Raw genomic sequence first — 19,579 nt, 5'->3', positions numbered from 1 at the left:
CTCTTCAGCCCGCTTTGGGCACGAAGGCGCCCGGCGGAATGTGGCCCTCGACATAGGCATGATAGAGGGCATCGAGCTGCACCCACAGCACGTTGGTCTTGAAGATCAGCGCGTTGCACACAAGCGCACGCTGCTCCGGCGTCGTGGCATGCGTCTTGACATAGTCGAGCGCAAAACCGGCATCGCGCGGCGCCTGCGCCAGCCGCCGCTTGAAGTAGCTCATGATCTCGGGGTTGACGAAGTCGTAATGCTCCAGCATGCCGGAGATGCGCTCTTCGTGCAGGTTCGGCGCGAACAGCTCGGTGAGCGAGGAGGCGATCGCCTCCAGCGGGCTTTTTTCGCGGCAGAAGTGGACGTAGGCCTCCACCGCAAAGCGCGTCGCCGGCAAAATGCCTTCGTTGGATTCCACGTAAGCGGTGTCGAGCCCGAGGCCTTCGGTCAGCTTGAGCCAGCGCTCGATGCCGCCCTCGGAGCCGACATCGCCGTCATGGTCCTCGATACGGTGGCGCCATTCCACGCGCGTGGCGCGGTCGCGGAAGCGCGAGATCACCACCGCGTCCTTGATCGGGATCGTGCTCTGGTAATAGTAGCGGTTGAGCGCCCAAGCCTGCACCTGGCCTTTGTTCAGCTTGCCGCCATGCAGCAGCTTATGGAACGGATGCAGGCTGTGATAGCGCGTCGCCCCGATATGGCGCAGCGTCGCCTCGAGCTCCTCGGCGCTCGTGAGCTTGATGTCCTTGCCGATCGAGAGCGCGGTCATTCCAGTCAGTGACGCGGCATTCACAGCACGATCTCCGTTCCGTCAGCGGGTATCTGCCAGCCCGCCTGCTCCGCAGCCTTGCGCTCGGGCGAGCCGGGCAGCAGCGCCGGATTCGAGTTATTGATATGCAGAAACAGCTTCCTGTCGATATTGAGGTCGGCCAGCCGTGCGATGGCGCCGTCGTCGCCGGACATCGCGACATGTCCCATGCTCTTGCCGGTCTTGTGGCCGAGGCCGGCCCTGATCATCTCGTCGTCGCGCCAGACCGTGCCGTCGAAGAACACCAGCGCGGCACCATCGATCTCGGCCTTGAGCGCGTCGGTCACCTCGGCGCAGGCCGCGATGAAGTAGAAGCACTTGCCCGTGGCCCTGTCGGTGATCTTCAGGCCCAGCGTGTCGCCGTCGCCGCTCTCGCCGCCCGGATGCACCTTGCCTTCCAGATACCAAGCCGACTTGCCCGGCACCGCGAAGGGCAGCACCTCCAGGCCGGAGCGCGCACCATCCGGCAGGCGGGGCTCGAACGGCTCGCGAAGAGCGATCGGCTGGCGCCGCACGTTCTTCTCGTTCAGCACGTTGAAGATGCTGTTGGCGCCGAGGATCGCCAGCACCTTCTCATGCGCATAGATCGTGAAGGACGAACCCTCGCGCATCGACAGCAGGCCCGCCACCGCATCGACTTCGCTGTTGGTCAAAATCACGCCCGCAATTGGCGTGTGACGCAGTGCGCCCGCCTTGGGGTGCAGCTGTGGCGTGGCATTCAATTGCTGCCGCAGGTCGGGAGAGGCGTTGATCAGGAACCAGTGCTCGCCGTCGCCGCTGAAGGCGATCGAGGCTTGGGTCCTTTGAAGCTCGTGGCCGCCGCTGCGGGCCGCTCTGCAGCCCTCGCAGCCGCAATTCCATTGCGGAACTCCGCCGCCGGCCCCGGCGCCCAGGACGACGACGCGAAGCATGATCCGTCTCCTGGAGGCAAATTCGCGAGGTGGGTCTCAGGCCGACACAAATCCCGTCTTCCGGAAATGCATCGTGACCGAAAGATCCACCTGCGCAGAACGCGATCTCACCAACCGCTTACTTGCGGGAGGCGCTCACATACATATTGATTTCCATGCCGCAGGGCACTTCGACGATCTTCGGGGCTTTCCAGGCCATTTCGGCTCTCCATCTTGCGAATTCGGGACGTATCCGCCCGCCCGTTAAACTAATGCTGGCGGAAAAGTTCGCCAGTGAAATTTTCCCGACCTAGGTATTAGGTCAGCGGAATTGTTGCACTGCAAAGTGAGCGCATTGCCGCCGTAAAGATGAACGAAGCCGTACGCAAAATCGCCGATAGGTCGTGATCCCTGTCGGTATAAACGAGTTGTGAGTATGGAACGGCTTCTATTCGACTACAGGCGACCCCATTGGATCAGGCATGCCCAGATATTTCTTCAACACCCGTATCGGCGACGAATTGATCGTGGATCCTGACGGCGAGGACCTGCGCAACCCCGATCGCGCCTGGGAGGTCGCGCGCCAGATGATCCTTGAAGTCGTGAAGTCGGAAGGCACCCAACGGGCCCTGCTGGAGGCAGTCATCGAGGTGACCGACGCCGACGGCGAGATCGTGCTGGAGTTTCCCTTCACCGAGGCCCTGCTGGACCTGCCGGACCAGTCGGCGACGAAGCATTAGACGGGCGCAAGGCTACGTCAGGGGCACGCAGCTCCCTCCACCGTCATTGCGAGCGAAGCGAAGCAATCCAGAATCCCTCCGCGGGGGCAGTCTGGATTGCTTCGTCGCAAGGGCTCCTCGCAATGACGGCGAATAAGGCACCGCCCGGCACCAAACCCGCCCTTCACCCCCGCGAAATCCGCATGGCTTTGCCGCGTTGCCGGCGTTAAAAGACGCCGGTTACACGGAGCAAGCCATGCAAGATCTCTGGCGCCTGTCGGCTGCCGACCTCGCCACCCTCGTCAAGTCCAAAAAGGTGTCCGCCAGGGAGGCCGCCAAGGCCGGTCTGGCGCGCCTGGATGCCGTCAATCCCCAGCTCAACGCGGTGATCGACCACCGGCCGGACGACGTGCTCAAGCAGGCCGATGCCGTCGATGCCGCGATCGCACGGGGCGAGGATCCCGGGGTGCTCGCCGGCGTCCCCGTCACCATCAAGGCCAATGTCGACCAGGAAGGCTTTGCCACCACCAACGGCCTGAAGCTCCAGCGCGACGTGATCGCGCGCGAGGACAATCCGGTGGTCGCCAATTTCCGCAAAGCCGGCGCCATCCTGCTCGGCCGCACCAATTGCCCGGCCTTCTCCTACCGCTGGTTCACCACCAATCTGATCCATGGCGACACCAAGAACCCCCGTGATGCCTCGCTGACCCCGGGCGGCTCCTCCGGCGGCGCCGGCTCGGCGGTCGCGGCCGGCATCGGCCACATTGCCCATGGCACCGACATTGCCGGCTCGATCCGCTATCCCGCCTATGCCTGCGGCGTGCACGGATTGCGCCCGACGCTCGGCCGCATCCCCGCCTTCAACCCGGCGCTGCCGGAGCGCCCGATCGGGCCGCAGATCATGGCGGTGTCGGGCCCCCTGGCGCGGACGGTCAATGACTTGCGGATCTCGCTCGAAGCGATGTCGGCCCGCGACATCCGCGACCCCTGGTTCGTGCCGGTGCCGCTGCAAGGACCCGCACGGGAAAAGCGTGCCGCGCTCTGCCTCAATCCGGGCGGCCTTGCCGCCACGCCGGAGGTGAAGGCGGCGGTGAGCGATGCCGGCAAGCGCCTCGAACGTGCCGGCTGGACTGTCGACATCATCGCGGACACGCCGCCGATGCGCGAGGCGGTGGAGTGGCAAATAAAACTCTGGCTCGGCGACGGCTATGAGGCGCAGCTCGAGATGGCCGAGCGCGAGGGCGATCCCGGCGCGCTGGCCTGCCTGCGCGGCAACCGCAATAGGGTCACGCCGATGGACCAGGCCAATTACGCCAAGGCGCTGACCCGGAGAGCCACGCTGACGCGCGAATGGATGCTGTTCTTCGAACAATATGCGGTGCTGCTGACGCCGGTCTCCGGCGAATTGCCGTTCCCGGATCATCTCGACCGCAAGGACAACGAATCCTTCAAGCGCGTCTGGGAAGCGCAGCTGCCGCAAATCGCGATTCCCTTCATGGGTTTGCCGGGCCTCGTCGTCTCCACCGGACTCGTCGGCAAGGCGCCGGTCGGCGTGCACATCGTCTCCGGCCGCTACCGCGAGGACCTTTGTCTGCTTGCGGGCGAAGCGATCGAGGCCGGCGGCGTGCCGCCGTCGCCGATCGATCCCGTGGGCTAGCGATGACCGCCATCTACGACTTCAAGGCCAACTCGCTTGCCGGCGAGGAGGTGCCGATGCGCCGCTTCGAGGGGCAGGTGCTCTTGATTGTCAACACCGCGAGCAAATGCGGCTTCACGCCGCAATATCGCGGTCTTGAGGATCTCTATCGCGATCTCTCCCCGCGCGGTTTCGCGGTGCTCGGCTTTCCCTGCAACCAGTTCGGCGCGCAGGAGCCGGGGCAGGCGAGCGAGATCCAGGAGTTCTGCTCGACCCATTACGACGTCACCTTCCCGCTGTTCGAGAAGATCGACGTCAATGGGCCGAAGGCGCATCCTCTGTATGAGTACCTGAAACGCCAGCAATCCGGGCTTCTCGGCGCCTCCATCAAATGGAATTTCACCAAATTCCTGGTGGACCGTGCCGGCAAGGTGGTCGCGCGCTACGCGCCGACCGCACGGCCCGAAGGATTGCGGCAGCAAATCGAAACACTGTTGTGAGCGAGACAATCATGAGCGACGAATTTCCGGACCGCCTGTCGGTCGATCCGAACAGCCCCTATTACAACGCGGACATCCTGGCGCGCGACGTCGGCATCCGTTTCAAGGGCATCGAGAAGACCAATGTCGAGGAGTACTGCATCAGCGAGGGCTGGGTCCGCGTCACCGCAGGGAACGCCAAGGACCGCTACGGCAATCCGCTGACCATCAAGGTGCACGGCCCGGTCGAGCCGTATTTCCGGGATAAGAAGTAGGTGGGCTGAGTGCGCCGCTCTCTCCTCGTCATTGCGAGGAGCCCTTGCGACGAAGCAATCCAGACTATTTCCGCGGTGACGCTCTGGATTGCTTCGCTTCGATCGCAATGACGATAATAACCACCAAAGGCCAGCCCCATGTCCATCCGCATCGTCGACGTCCGCGAGATCACCAAACCGATCTCCTCGCCGATCCGCAACGCCTATATCGACTTCACCAAGATGACGACGAGCCTCGTCGCCGTCGTCACCGACGTCATGCGCGACGGCAAGCGCGTCATCGGCTACGGCTTCAACTCCAACGGCCGCTACGGGCAGGGCGGCCTGATCCGCGAGCGCTTCGCCGCGCGTATTCTCGAAGCTGATCCGAAGTCGCTGTTGGATAGCGCCGGCGACAATCTCGACCCCGACAAGGTCTGGGGCGCGATGATGACCAACGAGAAGCCGGGCGGCCATGGCGAGCGCTCGGTCGCGGTCGGCACCATCGACATGGCGGTGTGGGACGCGGTGGCGAAGATTGCCGGCAAGCCGCTGTTCCGCCTGCTCGCCGAACGTCACGGCGTCACCGCCAATCCGCGCGTCTTCGTCTACGCCGCCGGCGGCTACTACTATCCCGGCAAGGATCTCTCGATGCTGCGCGGCGAGATGCGCGGCTATCTCGACCGCGGCTACAACGTCGTCAAGATGAAGATCGGCGGCGCTGATATCGACGAGGACCGCACCCGCATCGAGGCGGTGCTGAAGGAGATCGGTAACGACGCGCAGCTCGCCGTCGACGCCAACGGCCGCTTCGATCTGGAGACGGCGATCGCCTACGCGAAAATGCTGCGCGATTACCCCTTGTTCTGGTACGAGGAGGCCGGCGATCCCCTCGACTACGCGCTACAGGCCGCGCTCGCCGAGTTCTATCCCGGCCCGATGGCCACAGGCGAGAATCTCTTCAGCCATCAGGACGCCCGCAATTTGATCCGCTACGGCGGCATGCGCCCCGACCGCGACTGGCTGCAATTCGACTGCGCGCTGTCCTATGGCCTGTGCGAATACCAGCGCACGCTGGAGGTGCTGAAGACCCACGGCTGGTCGCCGAGCCGCTGCATCCCGCATGGCGGCCACCAGATGTCACTCAACATCGCCGCCGGCCTCGGCTTAGGGGGCAACGAAAGCTACCCCGACCTGTTCCAGCCTTACGGCGGCTTCCCGGACGGTGTCCGCGTCGAGAACGGCCACATCACCATGCCCGATCTTCCCGGCATCGGCTTCGAAGGCAAGTCCGATCTCTACAAGGAAATGAAGGCGCTGGCGGAGTAGCCCTACTGTCGCCCCACACTCCGTCATTGCGAGCGCAGCGAAGCAATCCAGAGTCTTTCCGCAGGTCGCAGCCTGGATTGCTTCGCTGCGCTCGCAATGACGCCGTGGCGCGAGCCGGGCGGCCTCGTTACGACAACCGCATATCCAGCAGCCTTCGCCCTTCGCCCTTCAGCAGCTTCTTCACCGCGCTCGACGCCACCACCTCGCCGTCATTGGCGTAGGCCTCGTGATTCTTCTCGATGTCGTCGAGGCGGTAGAGGTAGTTGACCATCACGCCGGCGGACTCGCGTATGCCCTTGGGCGAGAGGTCGCCGAGCCAATTGATGCGCTCGAGTCTTGCGCCGTTGCCGAGATGGAAGCGGGCGACGGAATCGATTAGCCGGCCCTTCGGCGTGCGCGCCTTCAGGAAGTAATAGGCGGCGAGCGGCTCCAGCACGTTGCGGAGCAGCGCCGCTGTCTCGGGGCTTTCGAACCATTTGGGATCGTCGAGGCGCTTCAGAGCCTCGCGGTCCTCGTCCGACAGCGGCAGGTCCTTGTCCTGCTTCACCCATGCCATGAAGCCGGGCACCGGCGACAGCGTCACGAAGCTGTCGAGCTTCGGGAGCTCGCGGCGCAGCTCCTCCACCACTTGCTTGATCAGGAAGCTGCCGAAGGAGATGCCGCCAAGGCCGCGCTGGGTGTTGGAGATCGAGTAGAACACGGCGGTGCGCGCCTTCGCGATGGGAAGGTGCTGGCGGTCGACCGCGAGCAGCGGCGCGATCGCGCCGGGGATGGTCTCGGTCAGCGCCACCTCGACGAAGATCAGCGGCTCGTCCACCATCGCCGGATGGAAGAAGGCGTAGCAGCGGCGGTCGACCGGATCGATGCGGCGGCGCAGATCGTCCCAGTCGGAGATCTCGTGCACGGCTTCGTAACGGATGATTTTTTCGAGGATGTTGGCCGGGGTCGACCAGTCGATCCTGCGCAGCACGAGAAACCCCCTGTTGAACCACGAAGAGAGAAGATGCGAGACGTCGCGGTCGAGCGCGGCGAGATCGGTGTGTCCGTTCATCATGCCGAGCAGATCGGCGCGCATGTTGACGAGGTCGCCGGTGCCGCCCGGCGCGCGGTTGAGTCGGCGGATCAGCTCCTGCCGCCGCGGCTCGGAGGCAAAGTGCAGCGCGCTGGCATCCTCATCGGTCGGCTTGGCGCGCCATTGTTCGATTGCCTTGGACAATCGTTCCCGGTCGGGGCCGAAAAAGTGCACCAGTCCTTCGAAAAAGGCGCGGCGTCCCGCCGCGTCCAGCTCCTGATAGAGATCGAGCACCTCGCGCGCCATGGCGGTGCCGGAGGCTTCGCCCCGGCCGGACAGCAGCGCGCCGCAGAGCTCGAGCAGTCCATCGGCATCCCGTTTGGTGTCCGAGGCGTCGCCGCGGCGAAGCAGCGTGCGCCCGCGCTCGGAGATGGTGGCGAGCAGGTCGGAGAAGAACGCGTTGGCCATCTGGGCTTTCGATTCAGGTTTGTGCGTTGCGGAAGCTTACATGGGATTTGGGTGGAAGCCGATCACAATCAAGCAGGGGAATGCGGCATCTTTAGTTGGGGCCTGCGTTTGGAGAATGCCGTCATGCCCGGGCGGGGAGATTGATATGGCAGGCAGTGCTCATTCCAAAGCGCGCTGTCATGCCCCGGCTTGACCGGTGCATCCAGCACGCCGCGGCTTCTCGTTTCTAGCCGCGCCGTCTCGGAGTACTGGATCGCCCGGTCAAGCCGGGCGATGACACCGAGTGTGTGGCAAACTCCGTCGGCGTGCGCCCCGTCACCTGCCGGAACGCGGCCGAGAACGCCGGCACGCTGGCATAACCCAGCTGGGTCGCGAGCTGCTTCATCGACACGCTGGCATCCGTCGACAGGCGCTCGATCGCCGCCGCGATCCGCGCGCGCTGGCACCAGCTCTTGAAGCTCAGCTGCGTCTCGCTCGAAAACAGCCGTGACAGTGTGCGCGCCGAGGTTCCGACCTCGCGCGCCAGCGTGTCGATGTCGTGCAGGCCGGTGGGATCGTCGAGCACGATCATCGCGGCCCGGCGGCAGCGCGGCTCATGCGGCAGCGGCACGAAGGTCGCGGAATCCTCGGCCTGGTGCAATTCCAGCATCACCAGGCGGACCAGGAGCTCGGTGCGCTCCTCGGTGTTGCGCGCGTCGAACAGCGCCAGGATCGCCTGATTGAGCAGCGGCGACACCCGCACCACGAATTCCCTGGTCAATCCCTCATAGCGCTTTTCGCGCTTCAGCCAAGCCAGGTCGAAATACAGCGTGCGCATCTCGATGTCGGCGAGCAGGTCGATGGCATGCTCGAGCCCGGCCGGCACCCAGACGGCCCGGTCCGGCGGCACCAGCCAGCGTCCCCCGGGCGTCGTCACCTGCATCGTGCCCTTCGCGGCATAGATCAGCTGCGCCTCGCGGTGCAGGTGCGGCTCGATCCGCATCGCCTTGGGATAATCGCGGGCGACCAGGTGTACGCCCGCGGGCGAGCGGTGATTGCTCCGGACCTCCCGGAGGATTGGCGTTTCCAAGACAGTCATTGGCAGCATCCCGTCATGGCCACGACATATAACTCATTTTCGGAGTAGGAGAGGATTCCGTATGAACAGTCCCAGCCGGGTCATCAGTTTCGTCAATGCAGGCCATTTCATCGACCATTATTCGATGCTGATCTTCGCCGCCGCGGTCATCATCATGGGCCCGGCGCTCGGCATGGCGTATTCGGAACTTTTGCCTTACGCGACGCCGGGCTTCGTTGCCTTCGGCGCGGGCTCGCTGCTCACCGGCTGGCTCGGAGACCGCTGGAGCCGCCGCCATATGATGCTGATCTTCTTCGTCGGCATCGGCGCCTCCATGATCGCGGTCGGCTTCGTGCACACACCCGTGCAGCTCGGCGCCGCGCTGCTCGCGATCGGCATGTTTGCCTCGATCTATCATCCCGTCGGCACCGCCATGATCGTGTCCTATGCCGACCGGCTCGGCCGTGAGATGGGCATCAACGGCGTCTGGGGCAATCTCGGCGTGGCGTCGTCGGCCTTGGTCACTGGCGTGATCGGCCAATATCTCGGCTGGCGCTTTACCTTCATCGTTCCCGGCGTGGTCACGGTCCTGATCGGCATCGGCTTCGCGATGAGCGTCGTGCACGAGGATCGCAAGGGCTCGAAGCAGGCGGCAGCGCAGGCGCGGGTGGCAAAGCAGGACATGTGGCGCGTGATCCTGGCGCTGCTGATCGTGGTGATCGCGATCTCGACAACGTTCAATGCCGTTAACGTGGCGCTGCCAAAGCTGTTCGCCGAGCGGCTCGCGGACCTCACCAAGAGCCCGGCGCTGTTAGGGGTCATCGCCGCCGGCGTCTACGTGTTCGGCGCGATGACGCAGTACACGATCGGCCGGCTGCTCGACCGCTATTCGCTGAAGACGGTGGCGTTGCCGCTGTCCTTCATGCTGGCGCCGTTCCTGTATCTGGCTGCGAGCCTGTCCAACCTGCCGCTGATCGTGGTCTCGATCGGCATCGTCATGGGCGCGTTCGGGCAGGTCACGGTCAACGACGCCATGGTCGGCAAGTACACCACCGAGGAATGGCGCTCGCGCGCCTATGCCGTGCGCTATTTCGTCGGCTTCACCGCGGCCGGCGCGTCCGTCGGCCTGGTCGCCTGGCTCTACGAGCAGGGCGGTTTCGTCACCATGCTGCACGCCTTCGCTGCGCTCTGCCTGCTCGCGATCGCCGCCGCGCTGATCCTGCCGCGCGAGATCAGGACGCCGCAGGCGGCATGAAATCTCGTGTCCCGGACAAGCGCGCCTCAAGCGCGCGCCGATCCGGGACCCAGAGGCCGCGAATTCCATCGAGACATGGGCCCCGGCTCAGCAGCGCACCGCCGAACCGGACGATGCTTCGCATCGCCGGGGTGGCGCTGCGCTGCGTCCGGGGCACGAGCGGGGCGTAAGGTTGGGACTCTCTCCACTCGTCATTGCGAGCGCAGCGACTTGTCCGCCGAAGCCTCGGCGAAGGCGGAAGCAATCCAGAACCTTTCCGCGGAGGGACTCTGGATTGCTTCGCTGCGCGGGGGGATGAGGAGGCACCCTGCCACCCACGATGCCATTCTGCCAGTGTTTTGCCCGACGGAGCAAGCCGTTTCGGCAAGACCGAAATTCGCGGGCTTTTTCAACCTCATCTCTACTGTGCATGGGGTTGTTTTCGCACTTTTCGTTTTTGAACCCCGCCGCGCGCAGCGGAACCGGCTCCGCCTTCCGCGGGTTCTATCCTCTGTGGCCCCGACACCGGGGCAGATGAAGGGGGAAAGAAACCTGCATGCGATCGCGCCTGCTCCGACCGGTCGGCCTTGTCCCCGCGGCGCTTGTCCTCACCACCATTGCGGCCGGCGCCGAAGCCGGCAAATCGGCCGGGCCCTCCGAATTCCTCCTGATCCTGCAGATCGCGCTGCTGATGGCGGTCGGCCGCGGTCTCGGCGAGATCATGCAGCGGATCGGCCAGCCCTCGGTGATGGGCGAACTGCTCGCCGGCATCATGCTGGGGCCGTCGCTGTTCGGCTGGATCTGGCCCGAGGCGCAGCACGCGATCTTCCCCAAGACGCCCGAGCAGAAGGCGATGATCGACGGCATCGCGCAGGTGGGCATTCTGCTGCTGCTCTTGCTGACCGGCATGGAGACCGATCTCAAGCTGGTCCGGAAGGTCGGCAGGGCCGCGATCGCGATCTCGATTGCCGGCATTCTGGTGCCCTTCGCCTGCGGCTTCACCCTCGGCGAGTTCCTGCCGGATGCGCTGCTGCCCAATCCGCAGGAGCGCCTGGTGGCGTCGTTGTTCATGGGCACGGCGCTGTCGATCTCCTCGGTGAAGATCGTCGCCGTGGTGGTGCGCGAGATGAATTTCATGCGGCGCAATGTCGGGCAGATCATCGTCGCGACCGCCGTCATCGACGACACCATCGGCTGGATTATCATCGCCGTCATCTTCAGCCTGGCCTCGCACGGCACGCTCGATATCGCTTCGGTGGCGAAAGCCGTGCTGGGGACGCTCGCTTTCCTTGCCGTCAGCTTCACCATCGGCCGCCGCCTGGTGTTCCAGCTGATCCGCTGGGCCAACGACACGCTTGTCAGCGCGGCGCCCGTCATCACCGTGATCCTGCTGTTGATGAGCGTCATGGCGTTGATCACGCATCTGATCGGCGTCCATACGGTGCTCGGGGCCTTCGTCGCCGGCATCCTGGTCGGCGAATCCCCGATCCTGACGCGGCAGATCGACGAGCGCCTGCGCGGGCTGATCTCGAGCTTCTTCATGCCGGTGTTCTTCGGTCTCGCCGGACTCAGCGCCGATCTCTCGGTGCTGCGCGATCCCGACCTCCTGATGCTCACCGGGCTCCTCGTCGTGATCGCCAGCGTCGGCAAGTTCGGGGGCGCCTTCGTCGGCGGCACCGTGGGCGGGCTGAATGCCAGGGAGTCGCTGGCGCTCGCCAGCGGCATGAACGCGCGCGGCTCGACCGAGGTGATCATCGCCACCATCGGCCTCTCCATCGGCGTGCTCAGCCAGAACCTGTTCACGATGATCGTGACCATGGCGATCGTGACCACGATGGCGATGCCGCCGATGCTGCGCGGGGCGCTGGCCAGGCTGCCGATGAGCAAGGAGGAGAAGGAGCGGCTGGAGCGGGAAGAATTCGAGAAGCGCGGCTTCATCGCCAATCTCGAGCGTCCCCTGCTGGCGGTGGACGAAAGCTCCAACGCCACCTTCGCAGCCCACGTCGCGGGCCTGATCGCCGGCATGCGCGGCCTGCCGATCACCGTCCTGCATATCGGCCAGCGGCCCAACGAGCAGGAGAAGGACCGCCATGAGAGTCACGAAGCCGTGGTGAAGAAGGCCGCCGAAACCGTCTCCGGAAATGGCGATGCCATCGACGTCGTCACCCGCACCGGCCGCGCGGAGCTCGGCGAGACCATTGCCGACGAGGCCCGCAAGGGCTTCGACCTCCTGGTCGTCGGCATCGACAAGGTGATCGCGACCAAGGACCGTTTCGATCGGAGGATCGACGACATCGCCGCGCAGTTTGAAGGACCGCTCGCGATTGTCGTGGGCAAGGGCAAGCATCTGAAGCAGCCGAAGCCCGACGCGCTCAACATCCTGGTTCCCGTTTCCGGCAGCGGCGTCTCCAAGCGCGGCGCCGAAGTCGCGGTGGCGCTGGCCGGCTCAGGCTCGCTGCGGGTGATCTATGTGGCGACGACGCGCGACAAGGGCGCACAGCGTGGCACTTCGCGCGGACTGAGCCAGGAGACGGGCATACTCAAGGACACCAGCGATCTCGCGGCCCGCTACGACGTCGACATCACCACCACGCTGCGGCTGAACCGGGCGCCGGAGGCCGCGATCCTGCGCGAGATCGACACCACCGACGTCGACCTCGTGGTCATGGGCGTCGATCGCATCCAGGCCGACCATCTCTCCTTCGGCGGCGTCGCCGACGCCGTGCTGAGGCAATCGAAGGTGTCCGTGCTGCTGGTGTCGAGCGGCGAGGCGCAGCAGGCGCCGGCGGAGAAGGCTTGAGGGCAAGCTATATCTGCGCGGACGGTGCACCCCCTCTCCCGCTTGCGGGAGAGGGCCGGGGAGAGGGCTGTCTCCGCATTGGGACAGTCTCCCAGAGGAGAAAGCCCTCACCCGGCGCTGCGCGCCGACCTCTCCCGCACGCGGGAAAGGTTACACTGAGCGCGCGGCACGGTCCATCCGACCCAGCGGCTCTTAAGCCTTCACCTCCGCCACTGCCTTCGCCACCTTCTTCGACGCACGCCAGTTCTCGAAGCGCTGCACCACCACGAAGAAGGCCGGCACGAACAGCACCGCAAGGCAGGTCGAGGCCAGCATGCCCGAGAACACCGTGATGCCGATCGACTTGCGCGCGCTGGCACCGGCGCCGGTCGCGAGCACCAGCGGCACGACACCGAGGATGAAGGCGAACGAGGTCATCAGGATCGGGCGGAAGCGGGCGCGCGCGGCTTCGATCGCGGACTCCAGGAGCGGCTTGCCATCGCGGCCGTGCAGCTCGAGCCCGACCTCGACGATCAGGATGGCGTTCTTGGCCGAGAGCGCGATCAAAAGGATCAGGCCGATCTGGCAATAGAGGTTGTTGTCGATCTTGAGCCCGGAGAGGATCAGCATCGGCCCGAGCAGCGACAGCGGCACGGCGAGGATCACCGAGATCGGCGCGTACCAGCTCTCGTACTGGCCGGCGAGCACGAGATAGACCAGCAGCATGGCAAGGCCGAACACCCAGTAGATCTGGTTCGAGACGGCCTTCTCCTGGTAGGACATCGCGGTCCATTCATAGCCGGTGCCCGGCGGCAGCGTCTTGTCCGCGATCTCCTCCATCAGCTTCAGCGACTGGCCGGAGGAGTAGCCCTGCGCCGGCAGGCCGATCACGGTCGAGGACGGATAGAGGTTATAGAGGCTGATCAGCGATGGCCCGGTCGCCGGCGTGATCTTGGCGACGGTGCCGATCGGGATCATGTCGCCGTTCGAGTTGCGCACCTGCATGTTGGCGATGTCGCGCTCGGTGACGCGGAAGGCTGGATCGGCCTGGGTGTAGACCTGGAACACGCGGCCGAACTTGTTGAACTGGTTGACATAGGACGAGCCGAGATAGGTCGACAGCGCCGAGAACACCTGATCCGTCGTCACGTGCAGGGTCTGGGTCTTGATGCGGTCGATCTCGACGTTGAATTGCGGCACCGAGGAGCGGAACGAGGATTGCACGCGCTGCAGCGCGCTCTGGCTCTGGGCGTTAGAGACCATCGCACCGGTGATGGCCTGCAGCTTGGCGAAATCGCTGTTGCCGTCGCGCAGCTCAACCTGCATCGAGAATCCGGCGGCGTTGCCGATGCCCTGGATCGGCGGCGGCGGCAGCACGATGGTGCGCGCCTCCATGATGGTCGCGAGCTTGTCGTTCAGCCCGTACACCAGCGAGCGCAGATCCTCGCCGGGACCCTTGCGGGCGTCCCAGTCCTTCAGGATGATGTAGGCGACGCCGGCATTGGCGAGGCTGGCGCTGTTGTCGAGCGCGGAGATGCCGGCGATGGTGATGACCTGCGCCACGCCTGGCGTGTCCTTGATCAGCCCGCTCGCTCGGTCGAGCACGGCTTGCGTCCGCTCCAGCGCGGCGCCGTCGGGCAGTTGCACGGCGGCGATCAGATAGCCCTGGTCCTCGATCGGCAGGAAGCCGGTCGGCACCCGCGACAGGCCATAGCCGCTGGCGCCGATGACCAGCAGGGCGAACGCGACCGAGATGGTGGCGTGCTTCACGAGGAACGTGATCAGCCTTGTGTAGCCACGCTCGACGCGGTTGTAGACCGCATTGAAACCCCTATAGAAGAAATTGCGCTGCTCCGGCGGCACCGCCGGCCGCAGCCACAGCGCGCATTGCGTCGGTTTCAAGGTCGCGGCGTTGATGGCGGAGAGCAGCGCAGTCGCGGCGATCACCAGCGCGAATTGCGAATAGATGCGGCCGGTGAGTCCTGCGAGGAACGAGGCCGGCAGAAATACCGAGATCAGCACCAGGGTGATGCCGACGATCGGCGCGAACAGCTGGTCCATCGCCTTGATCGCGGCGTCGTGGCCGTTCATGCCCTGCTCGATGTTGTGGGCGGCGCCTTCGACCACGACGATGGCGTCGTCGACCACGATGCCGATCGCGAGCACGATCGCGAACAGCGTCGACATGTTGATGGTGAAGCCGAGCGCCGCCATCGCGGCGAACGCGCCGATGATGGTGACAGGCACGGTCGTCGCCGGCACCAGCATCGCGCGCCAGTCCTGCAGGAACACCAGGATCACGACCAGCACGAGCAGGCCGGCCTCGATCAAGGTCATGTAGACCTCGTGCACCGAGGCTTCCACGAACTTGGTGGTATCGAATGGCGTGTCGTATTTGATCCCTTCCGGGAAGCGCTTGGCGAGCTCGGCCATCTTCTTCTCGACGGCCTGCTCGACCTGGAGCGCGTTGGCGCCGGGCGACTGGAACACGCCGATGCCGACCGCCGGCTGCTTGTTGAGCGAGAAGATCTGGCTGTAGGTCTGCGCGCCGAGCTCGACCCAGCCGACGTCGCGCACCCGCGTGACGTCGCCGCTGGTGCCTGACTTGACGATGATGTTCTCGAACTGGCTGGCGTCGTCGAGCCGTCCGTTGACGTTGAGCGTGTACTGGAACGCCTGTCCCGGCGGCGTCGGCGGCGCACCGACCTGGCCGGCCGAGACCTGCTGGCTCTGCTGCTGGATCGCCTGGATGACATCCTGCGGCACGAGACCTCGGACTTGCAGCTTGTTGGGATCGAGCCAGATCCGCATCGAGTACTGGCCGGCGCCGAACACGGTGACGTTGCCGACGCCGGGGAGGCGCGAGAGTTCGTCACGAATGTTGATGGTGGCATAGTTGCTTAAGTACAAGCTGTCGTACCTTGCATCCGGCGAGGTCAGCGTCACGAACAAGAGGATCGAGGTCGACCGCTTCTGCACGGTGACGCCCTGGTTCTGCACCGCCTGCGGCAATTGCGACAGCGCGCTGGAGACGCGGTTCTGCACCAGCACCTGCGCGAAGTTGAGGTCGGTGCCGATCTTGAACGTCACGGTCAGCGTGTAGGTGCCGTCCGAGCCGCTGTAGGACTGCATGTACAGCATGTCCTCGACGCCGTTGACCTGCTGCTCGATCGGCAAGGCCACTGTGTCGATCACGGTCTTGGCGCTGGCGCCGGGATAGCGCGTGGTGACCTGCACCGTCGGCGGCACCACGTCGGGGTATTGCGCGATGGCGAGATTGAACAGCGCGACGCCGCCGATCAGGATCATCAGCAGCGCGATGACGTTCGAGAGGACCGGTCGCTCGATGAAGAACTTTGAGATCATGGCCGGCGGCTCCTACTTGGCAGACGCCTGGGACTGGTCGATCTTCGTCGCTTGCGGGTCGATCTTCTGGCCCGGGATGACGCGCAGCAGCCCCGCGATCACCACGCGGTCCTCCGGCTTCAGGCCGCTCTCGATCACGCGCAGGCCGTTATCGACGGGGCCGATCTGCACCTTGCGCTGCTCGACAATGTTGTCGCCGTTGACCACGAGCAGATAGCGGCCGCCCTGATCGCTGCCGAGCGCAGTATCAGGAACGAGCAGGGCGCTCTTCTCCTGGTCGAAGGGCACGCGGACCCGGACGAAATAGCCGGGCAGCAGCACCCGCTTGTCGTTGGGAACGAGGCCGCGCACCGCCAGCGTGCCCGTCGACTGGTTGAGGGTCGGCGAGACATAATCGAGATCCCCCTGATGCGGGTAGCCGGTCTCGGTCTGGAGGCCGATCTGAATCGGAAACTGCTTGAGGTCGGTGGGCGTCAGCCCGCGGCGCGCCGCCTCGGCGCGGATGCGCAGCACGTCCTGCTCGTTGACGGTGAAGTTCACAAAGATCGGGTCCATCGCGACGATGGTGGCGAGCTGGGTCGGCGAGGAGACGCCGACGAGCTCGCCGATCGAGACCATGTGCGCGCTGACGACGCCGTCGAACGGCGCCGTGACCTTGGTGTAGCCGTAATTGACTTCGGCGAGCTTGGTGTTGGCCTGAGCCTGCTGGAGATTGGCCTGGGCGTTGTCGCGGTTCGAGGTCGAGGTGTCGAGCGTGGCTTGCGAGACCGCCTGGCGCTGCACCAGTTCGGCCTGCCGCTTGTAGTCGGCTTCCGCCTGCCGCAGCGAGGCCTGCGCGCCGGTTTCGGCCGCCTGCGCCTGCTCGAGCTTGAGCTTGTAGGTCTCCGGCTCGATCGTGAACAGCTGGGTGCCCTGCTTGACGAAGGTGCCGTCCTGATAGTCGATCGATTGCAGAAAGCCCTGCACGCGCGCGACCAGATCGACGCTCTTGATCGGCGCGGTGTTGCCGGTGGCCTCGATGTAGCGCGTCACAGGACGCTGCACGGGCGTCGCGACGTCGACCTTGGGCGGCGGCGGCGCCACGAACGTGTTCTTGTCCTCACAGCCGGTGAGTGCGATCACGGCGGTTGCCGTTGCCAAAACCCGCCCGACATGACTCCACGCTTTCCTACCTCGTGCGGGAGATGCGGGATTCGCGCGCGTCATTCGGTGGCCCCCGGTTGCTGTCTGTCGGTGCGGCAGGCTACCAACAAATGCCCGGCCGTGGAACACCATAGCCATGGTGGTCGCAGGCCTTGCGCCGCAACGGGCGGTGTGTCTTTGACAGTTATTTAGCCTCATCCTGAGGAGGCGCGTAAGCGCCGTCTCGAAGGACGAGGCGTGCGCACAGGCAGCTGCCACAGGTCATATGCGATCGTCCTGCTCTTCACCAAGCGCACGATGCGCATGCCAGGCGTCAAGCACGTCCTTCTCTTCTTCGGCGGTGAGACCGACGACCAGTCCCTTGCTGGCGCGAAGCCAATGCAGCGTAGCACGCGCGGTGTCTCCCGGCGGTCGCGAGGTCAGGCCGGCCGCGCGCGCCGGCGAGGTGTCGCGCGTCATGAAGCCGGCGAAGTCGGGCAGAGGCAGCCACAGCGGCAGCGATTTCGGACCCGCCCAGCGCCGCACGTCATGCGCTTCCAGAAAGGCACGGTCGACCCAGGTGAACGTGCACGACGCGCCCAGCGCGGATGCGCACTCGGCCAGGAATTCGCCGCGCGAGCGAATTGGCCCGATCCCGTCATAGATGCCGGTGAGACGGGTCTCTGCCGCATGCACGATCCACTGCGCGAGATCGCGCACGTCGATGAATTGGACGGCATCCTCCGGCGATCCCGGCGCCAGCACCTCGCCGCCGCGCGCCAGCCGCGCCGGCCAGTAGGCGAACCGTCCGGTCGGGTCCTCCGGTCCGGCGATCAGGCCGGCGCGGCAGATGAAGGCATCGTGGCCGACTGCTTGCTCGCAAGCGACCTTGGCTGCGCCATAGATGGCGTCGGTGCTGTGCTCGATCTCCCCCGCAACAGGTTCGCGCAGCGGCGCCGTGTCGGCGCGTTGCCCCGGGATGCGGTTGTCCGCATAGACACTGATCGTCGAAACGAAAGTCCAATGCACGCCCGGCCGCTTCAGCGCGGCGACGGCGCGACGGACCTGGCCGGGATGACGCGAGACATCGACCACGGCGTCGAATCTCTCACCCGCGAGCGGCGCAAGACCGTCGGCGACATCGCGATCGATCCGCACAAAGCGCGCGCCCGCGGCCATCGGCCCCGTAAGGCCGCGGGCGGCGCAGGTCACGTCATGACCGCTGGCGCGAGCATGGCTTGCGATCGCGCGCCCGAGAAACTGGCTGCCGCCGAGAACGAGAATGCGCATGCAACGGTCCGTGTCGCCGATGAGATCGCGAGACTACAACCTCCACTGGCGGTTGCAACCGATGCATCAGCGCGGCCTGATCTCCGCGTACTTCGCCATCGCGCGCTCGAACTTCCGATTGAACAGCCACATCGCAGCGAGGATCTCGCGGTAGCTTGCCGAGCTGCGCGCCCGGTCGGCCTGTCCGAAAGCAAAAATGCTGTTGTTGCGCAGGTGCTTCATGATCGTGGGACTGGACACCCTGTAGTTCAGGAGATCGCCCGATTTGAGCGCGGACCTGGTCGGGGTGGGAACGATCTGGATCAGCTCGAACAGCTTCATCTGGTCGATCGGGTCAGGCAGCGTCCTCACGATTCCAGGTATCTCCCGAAACAGGTCGGCATGCGCGTTCATCAGGCCGTCGCGCACGTTGGTCCAGTGGTTGAAGCGATGGTCAGTGCCGCGGGCCCGCGCCTCTTCCTTGTCGTCGCGCGCACTCAGCGCCGGATCGATGGCGACGATGTCGCCCTTGATGGCCTCCCATTTCCTGCGACCGTTGCGGTCTTCGGAGGGGCCGGTCTGGAAGCTCCCCATATAGGTGTTCGAGCGCGCATTGCGGACATTCTGCTTGCCGTTGGTCTCCGCAAAGAACAGCCCGAGGCTGATGCGGCCCGCGGCCTCGGCATGTTCAGGCGCAAGGCCCTTCGCGCGCGCAATCGCGACCGCGAGATCGACGACGTCCTTGAACGGCGTTGGCGAGTTCTGCGCATTGGCCGGCGGCGCCTCCATGAGGTCGAACAGCTTTCCGTATTCGTCGACCAGCGGCTCGATGTCGGCATCGAAATAGGCCGGCGGAATCTCGAACTTGTTCGGCCGGCCGATCCGCGACGGCATGGCGTCGGTGAGATCCTTGTAGCTGCTGATCACGGCGACGCGCGCGAGATAGAGCGCCTGTCCTGGCAGGTTCGGCAGCGGCTCCTTCGCGTCGATTTGGCGCCGCCGCTCGGCGAGGATGGATTTGAAGTCGGCGAGCGCCCGCTCGTAGGTGGCGAGCGCCTCGGATTGCCGCGCGGTGAGCGGACCCTGCTGTCCGAGGGCGGGCGCCGTCAGGAGCCAGCCAAGAGCAGTCAGGGTTGCGGCAATCAGATATCTCTGTCCCATGGCGG

General features: G+C 65.2%; 16 protein-coding genes. 7 read left to right on the top strand and 9 right to left on the bottom strand.

Features of this window, described 5'->3' with window-relative positions:
• Positions 1–4: 4 nt before the first annotated feature.
• From pqqC to pqqA, 3 genes are all read right to left on the bottom strand, one after another.
• The gene (pqqC, locus tag YU9_RS0110005; RefSeq protein WP_371259137.1) at positions 5–760 is read right to left on the bottom strand and encodes a pyrroloquinoline-quinone synthase PqqC; all 756 of its coding nucleotides are present in this window, start codon (positions 758–760) and stop codon (positions 5–7) included.
• Positions 761–780: 20 nt separating this feature from the next.
• A complete protein-coding gene (gene pqqB, locus YU9_RS0110000; protein WP_027572691.1) occupies positions 781–1,710 on the bottom strand; it encodes a pyrroloquinoline quinone biosynthesis protein PqqB in 930 nt (309 codons plus the stop codon).
• Positions 1,711–1,828: 118 nt separating this feature from the next.
• Positions 1,829–1,909, bottom strand: coding sequence for a pyrroloquinoline quinone precursor peptide PqqA (gene pqqA / locus YU9_RS41230; RefSeq protein WP_036017213.1), 81 nt, complete (start codon positions 1,907–1,909; stop codon positions 1,829–1,831).
• 262 nt (positions 1,910–2,171) lie between these two features.
• Between pqqA and YU9_RS0109990 the strand changes: the two genes are divergently transcribed.
• From YU9_RS0109990 to tarD, 5 genes are all read left to right on the top strand, one after another.
• Entirely contained in the window at positions 2,172–2,429 is a 258-nt protein-coding gene (locus YU9_RS0109990) for a hypothetical protein (protein ID WP_027572690.1), read from the top strand.
• A gap of 235 nt (positions 2,430–2,664) precedes the next feature.
• The gene (locus tag YU9_RS0109985; protein ID WP_027572689.1) at positions 2,665–4,065 is read left to right on the top strand and encodes an amidase family protein; all 1,401 of its coding nucleotides are present in this window, start codon (positions 2,665–2,667) and stop codon (positions 4,063–4,065) included.
• 2 nt (positions 4,066–4,067) lie between these two features.
• Positions 4,068–4,544 carry a glutathione peroxidase gene (locus YU9_RS0109980; RefSeq protein WP_027572688.1) on the top strand — a complete coding sequence of 159 codons (477 nt, stop codon included), beginning with the start codon at positions 4,068–4,070 and terminating at the stop codon, positions 4,542–4,544.
• Positions 4,545–4,555: 11 nt separating this feature from the next.
• A complete protein-coding gene (locus YU9_RS0109975; RefSeq protein ID WP_035730878.1) occupies positions 4,556–4,798 on the top strand; it encodes a DUF3297 family protein in 243 nt (80 codons plus the stop codon).
• Positions 4,799–4,936: 138 nt separating this feature from the next.
• On the top strand, positions 4,937–6,106 hold the full coding sequence (tarD, locus tag YU9_RS0109970) for a D(-)-tartrate dehydratase (RefSeq protein ID WP_027572687.1): 1,170 nt from the start codon (positions 4,937–4,939) through the stop codon (positions 6,104–6,106).
• Between the two features lie 127 nt (positions 6,107–6,233).
• On the opposite strand, the gene YU9_RS0109965 is transcribed toward tarD, so the two are convergent.
• The gene (locus tag YU9_RS0109965) at positions 6,234–7,586 is read right to left on the bottom strand and encodes a malonyl-CoA decarboxylase (RefSeq protein WP_027572686.1); all 1,353 of its coding nucleotides are present in this window, start codon (positions 7,584–7,586) and stop codon (positions 6,234–6,236) included.
• Between the two features lie 226 nt (positions 7,587–7,812).
• Positions 7,813–8,664, bottom strand: coding sequence for a helix-turn-helix transcriptional regulator (locus tag YU9_RS0109960; protein WP_027572685.1), 852 nt, complete (start codon positions 8,662–8,664; stop codon positions 7,813–7,815).
• A gap of 61 nt (positions 8,665–8,725) precedes the next feature.
• On the opposite strand from YU9_RS0109960, the gene YU9_RS0109955 reads away from it, so the two are divergent.
• Together YU9_RS0109955 and YU9_RS0109945 are read left to right on the top strand one after the other, a co-directional pair.
• The gene (locus YU9_RS0109955) at positions 8,726–9,898 is read left to right on the top strand and encodes an MFS transporter (RefSeq protein ID WP_027572684.1); all 1,173 of its coding nucleotides are present in this window, start codon (positions 8,726–8,728) and stop codon (positions 9,896–9,898) included.
• 535 nt (positions 9,899–10,433) lie between these two features.
• The gene (locus YU9_RS0109945; protein ID WP_027572682.1) at positions 10,434–12,677 is read left to right on the top strand and encodes a cation:proton antiporter; all 2,244 of its coding nucleotides are present in this window, start codon (positions 10,434–10,436) and stop codon (positions 12,675–12,677) included.
• A 192-nt stretch (positions 12,678–12,869) separates the two neighbouring features.
• On the opposite strand, the gene YU9_RS0109940 is transcribed toward YU9_RS0109945, so the two are convergent.
• From YU9_RS0109940 to YU9_RS0109925, 4 genes are all read right to left on the bottom strand, one after another.
• Entirely contained in the window at positions 12,870–16,022 is a 3,153-nt protein-coding gene (locus YU9_RS0109940) for an efflux RND transporter permease subunit (protein ID WP_027572681.1), read from the bottom strand.
• Between the two features lie 12 nt (positions 16,023–16,034).
• Positions 16,035–17,228, bottom strand: coding sequence for an efflux RND transporter periplasmic adaptor subunit (locus tag YU9_RS0109935; RefSeq protein ID WP_027572680.1), 1,194 nt, complete (start codon positions 17,226–17,228; stop codon positions 16,035–16,037).
• A gap of 198 nt (positions 17,229–17,426) precedes the next feature.
• The gene (locus YU9_RS0109930) at positions 17,427–18,434 is read right to left on the bottom strand and encodes an NAD-dependent epimerase/dehydratase family protein (protein ID WP_027572679.1); all 1,008 of its coding nucleotides are present in this window, start codon (positions 18,432–18,434) and stop codon (positions 17,427–17,429) included.
• A 66-nt stretch (positions 18,435–18,500) separates the two neighbouring features.
• Entirely contained in the window at positions 18,501–19,574 is a 1,074-nt protein-coding gene (locus YU9_RS0109925; protein ID WP_027572678.1) for a hypothetical protein, read from the bottom strand.
• Positions 19,575–19,579: the final 5 nt, after the last annotated feature.

The organism is Bradyrhizobium sp. WSM1743, assembly GCF_000473065.1.
Lineage (GTDB): Bacteria > Pseudomonadota > Alphaproteobacteria > Rhizobiales > Xanthobacteraceae > Bradyrhizobium.
The sequence above is the reverse complement of the archived record's forward strand: the minus strand, read 5'-3'. Positions and strand labels throughout refer to the sequence as shown.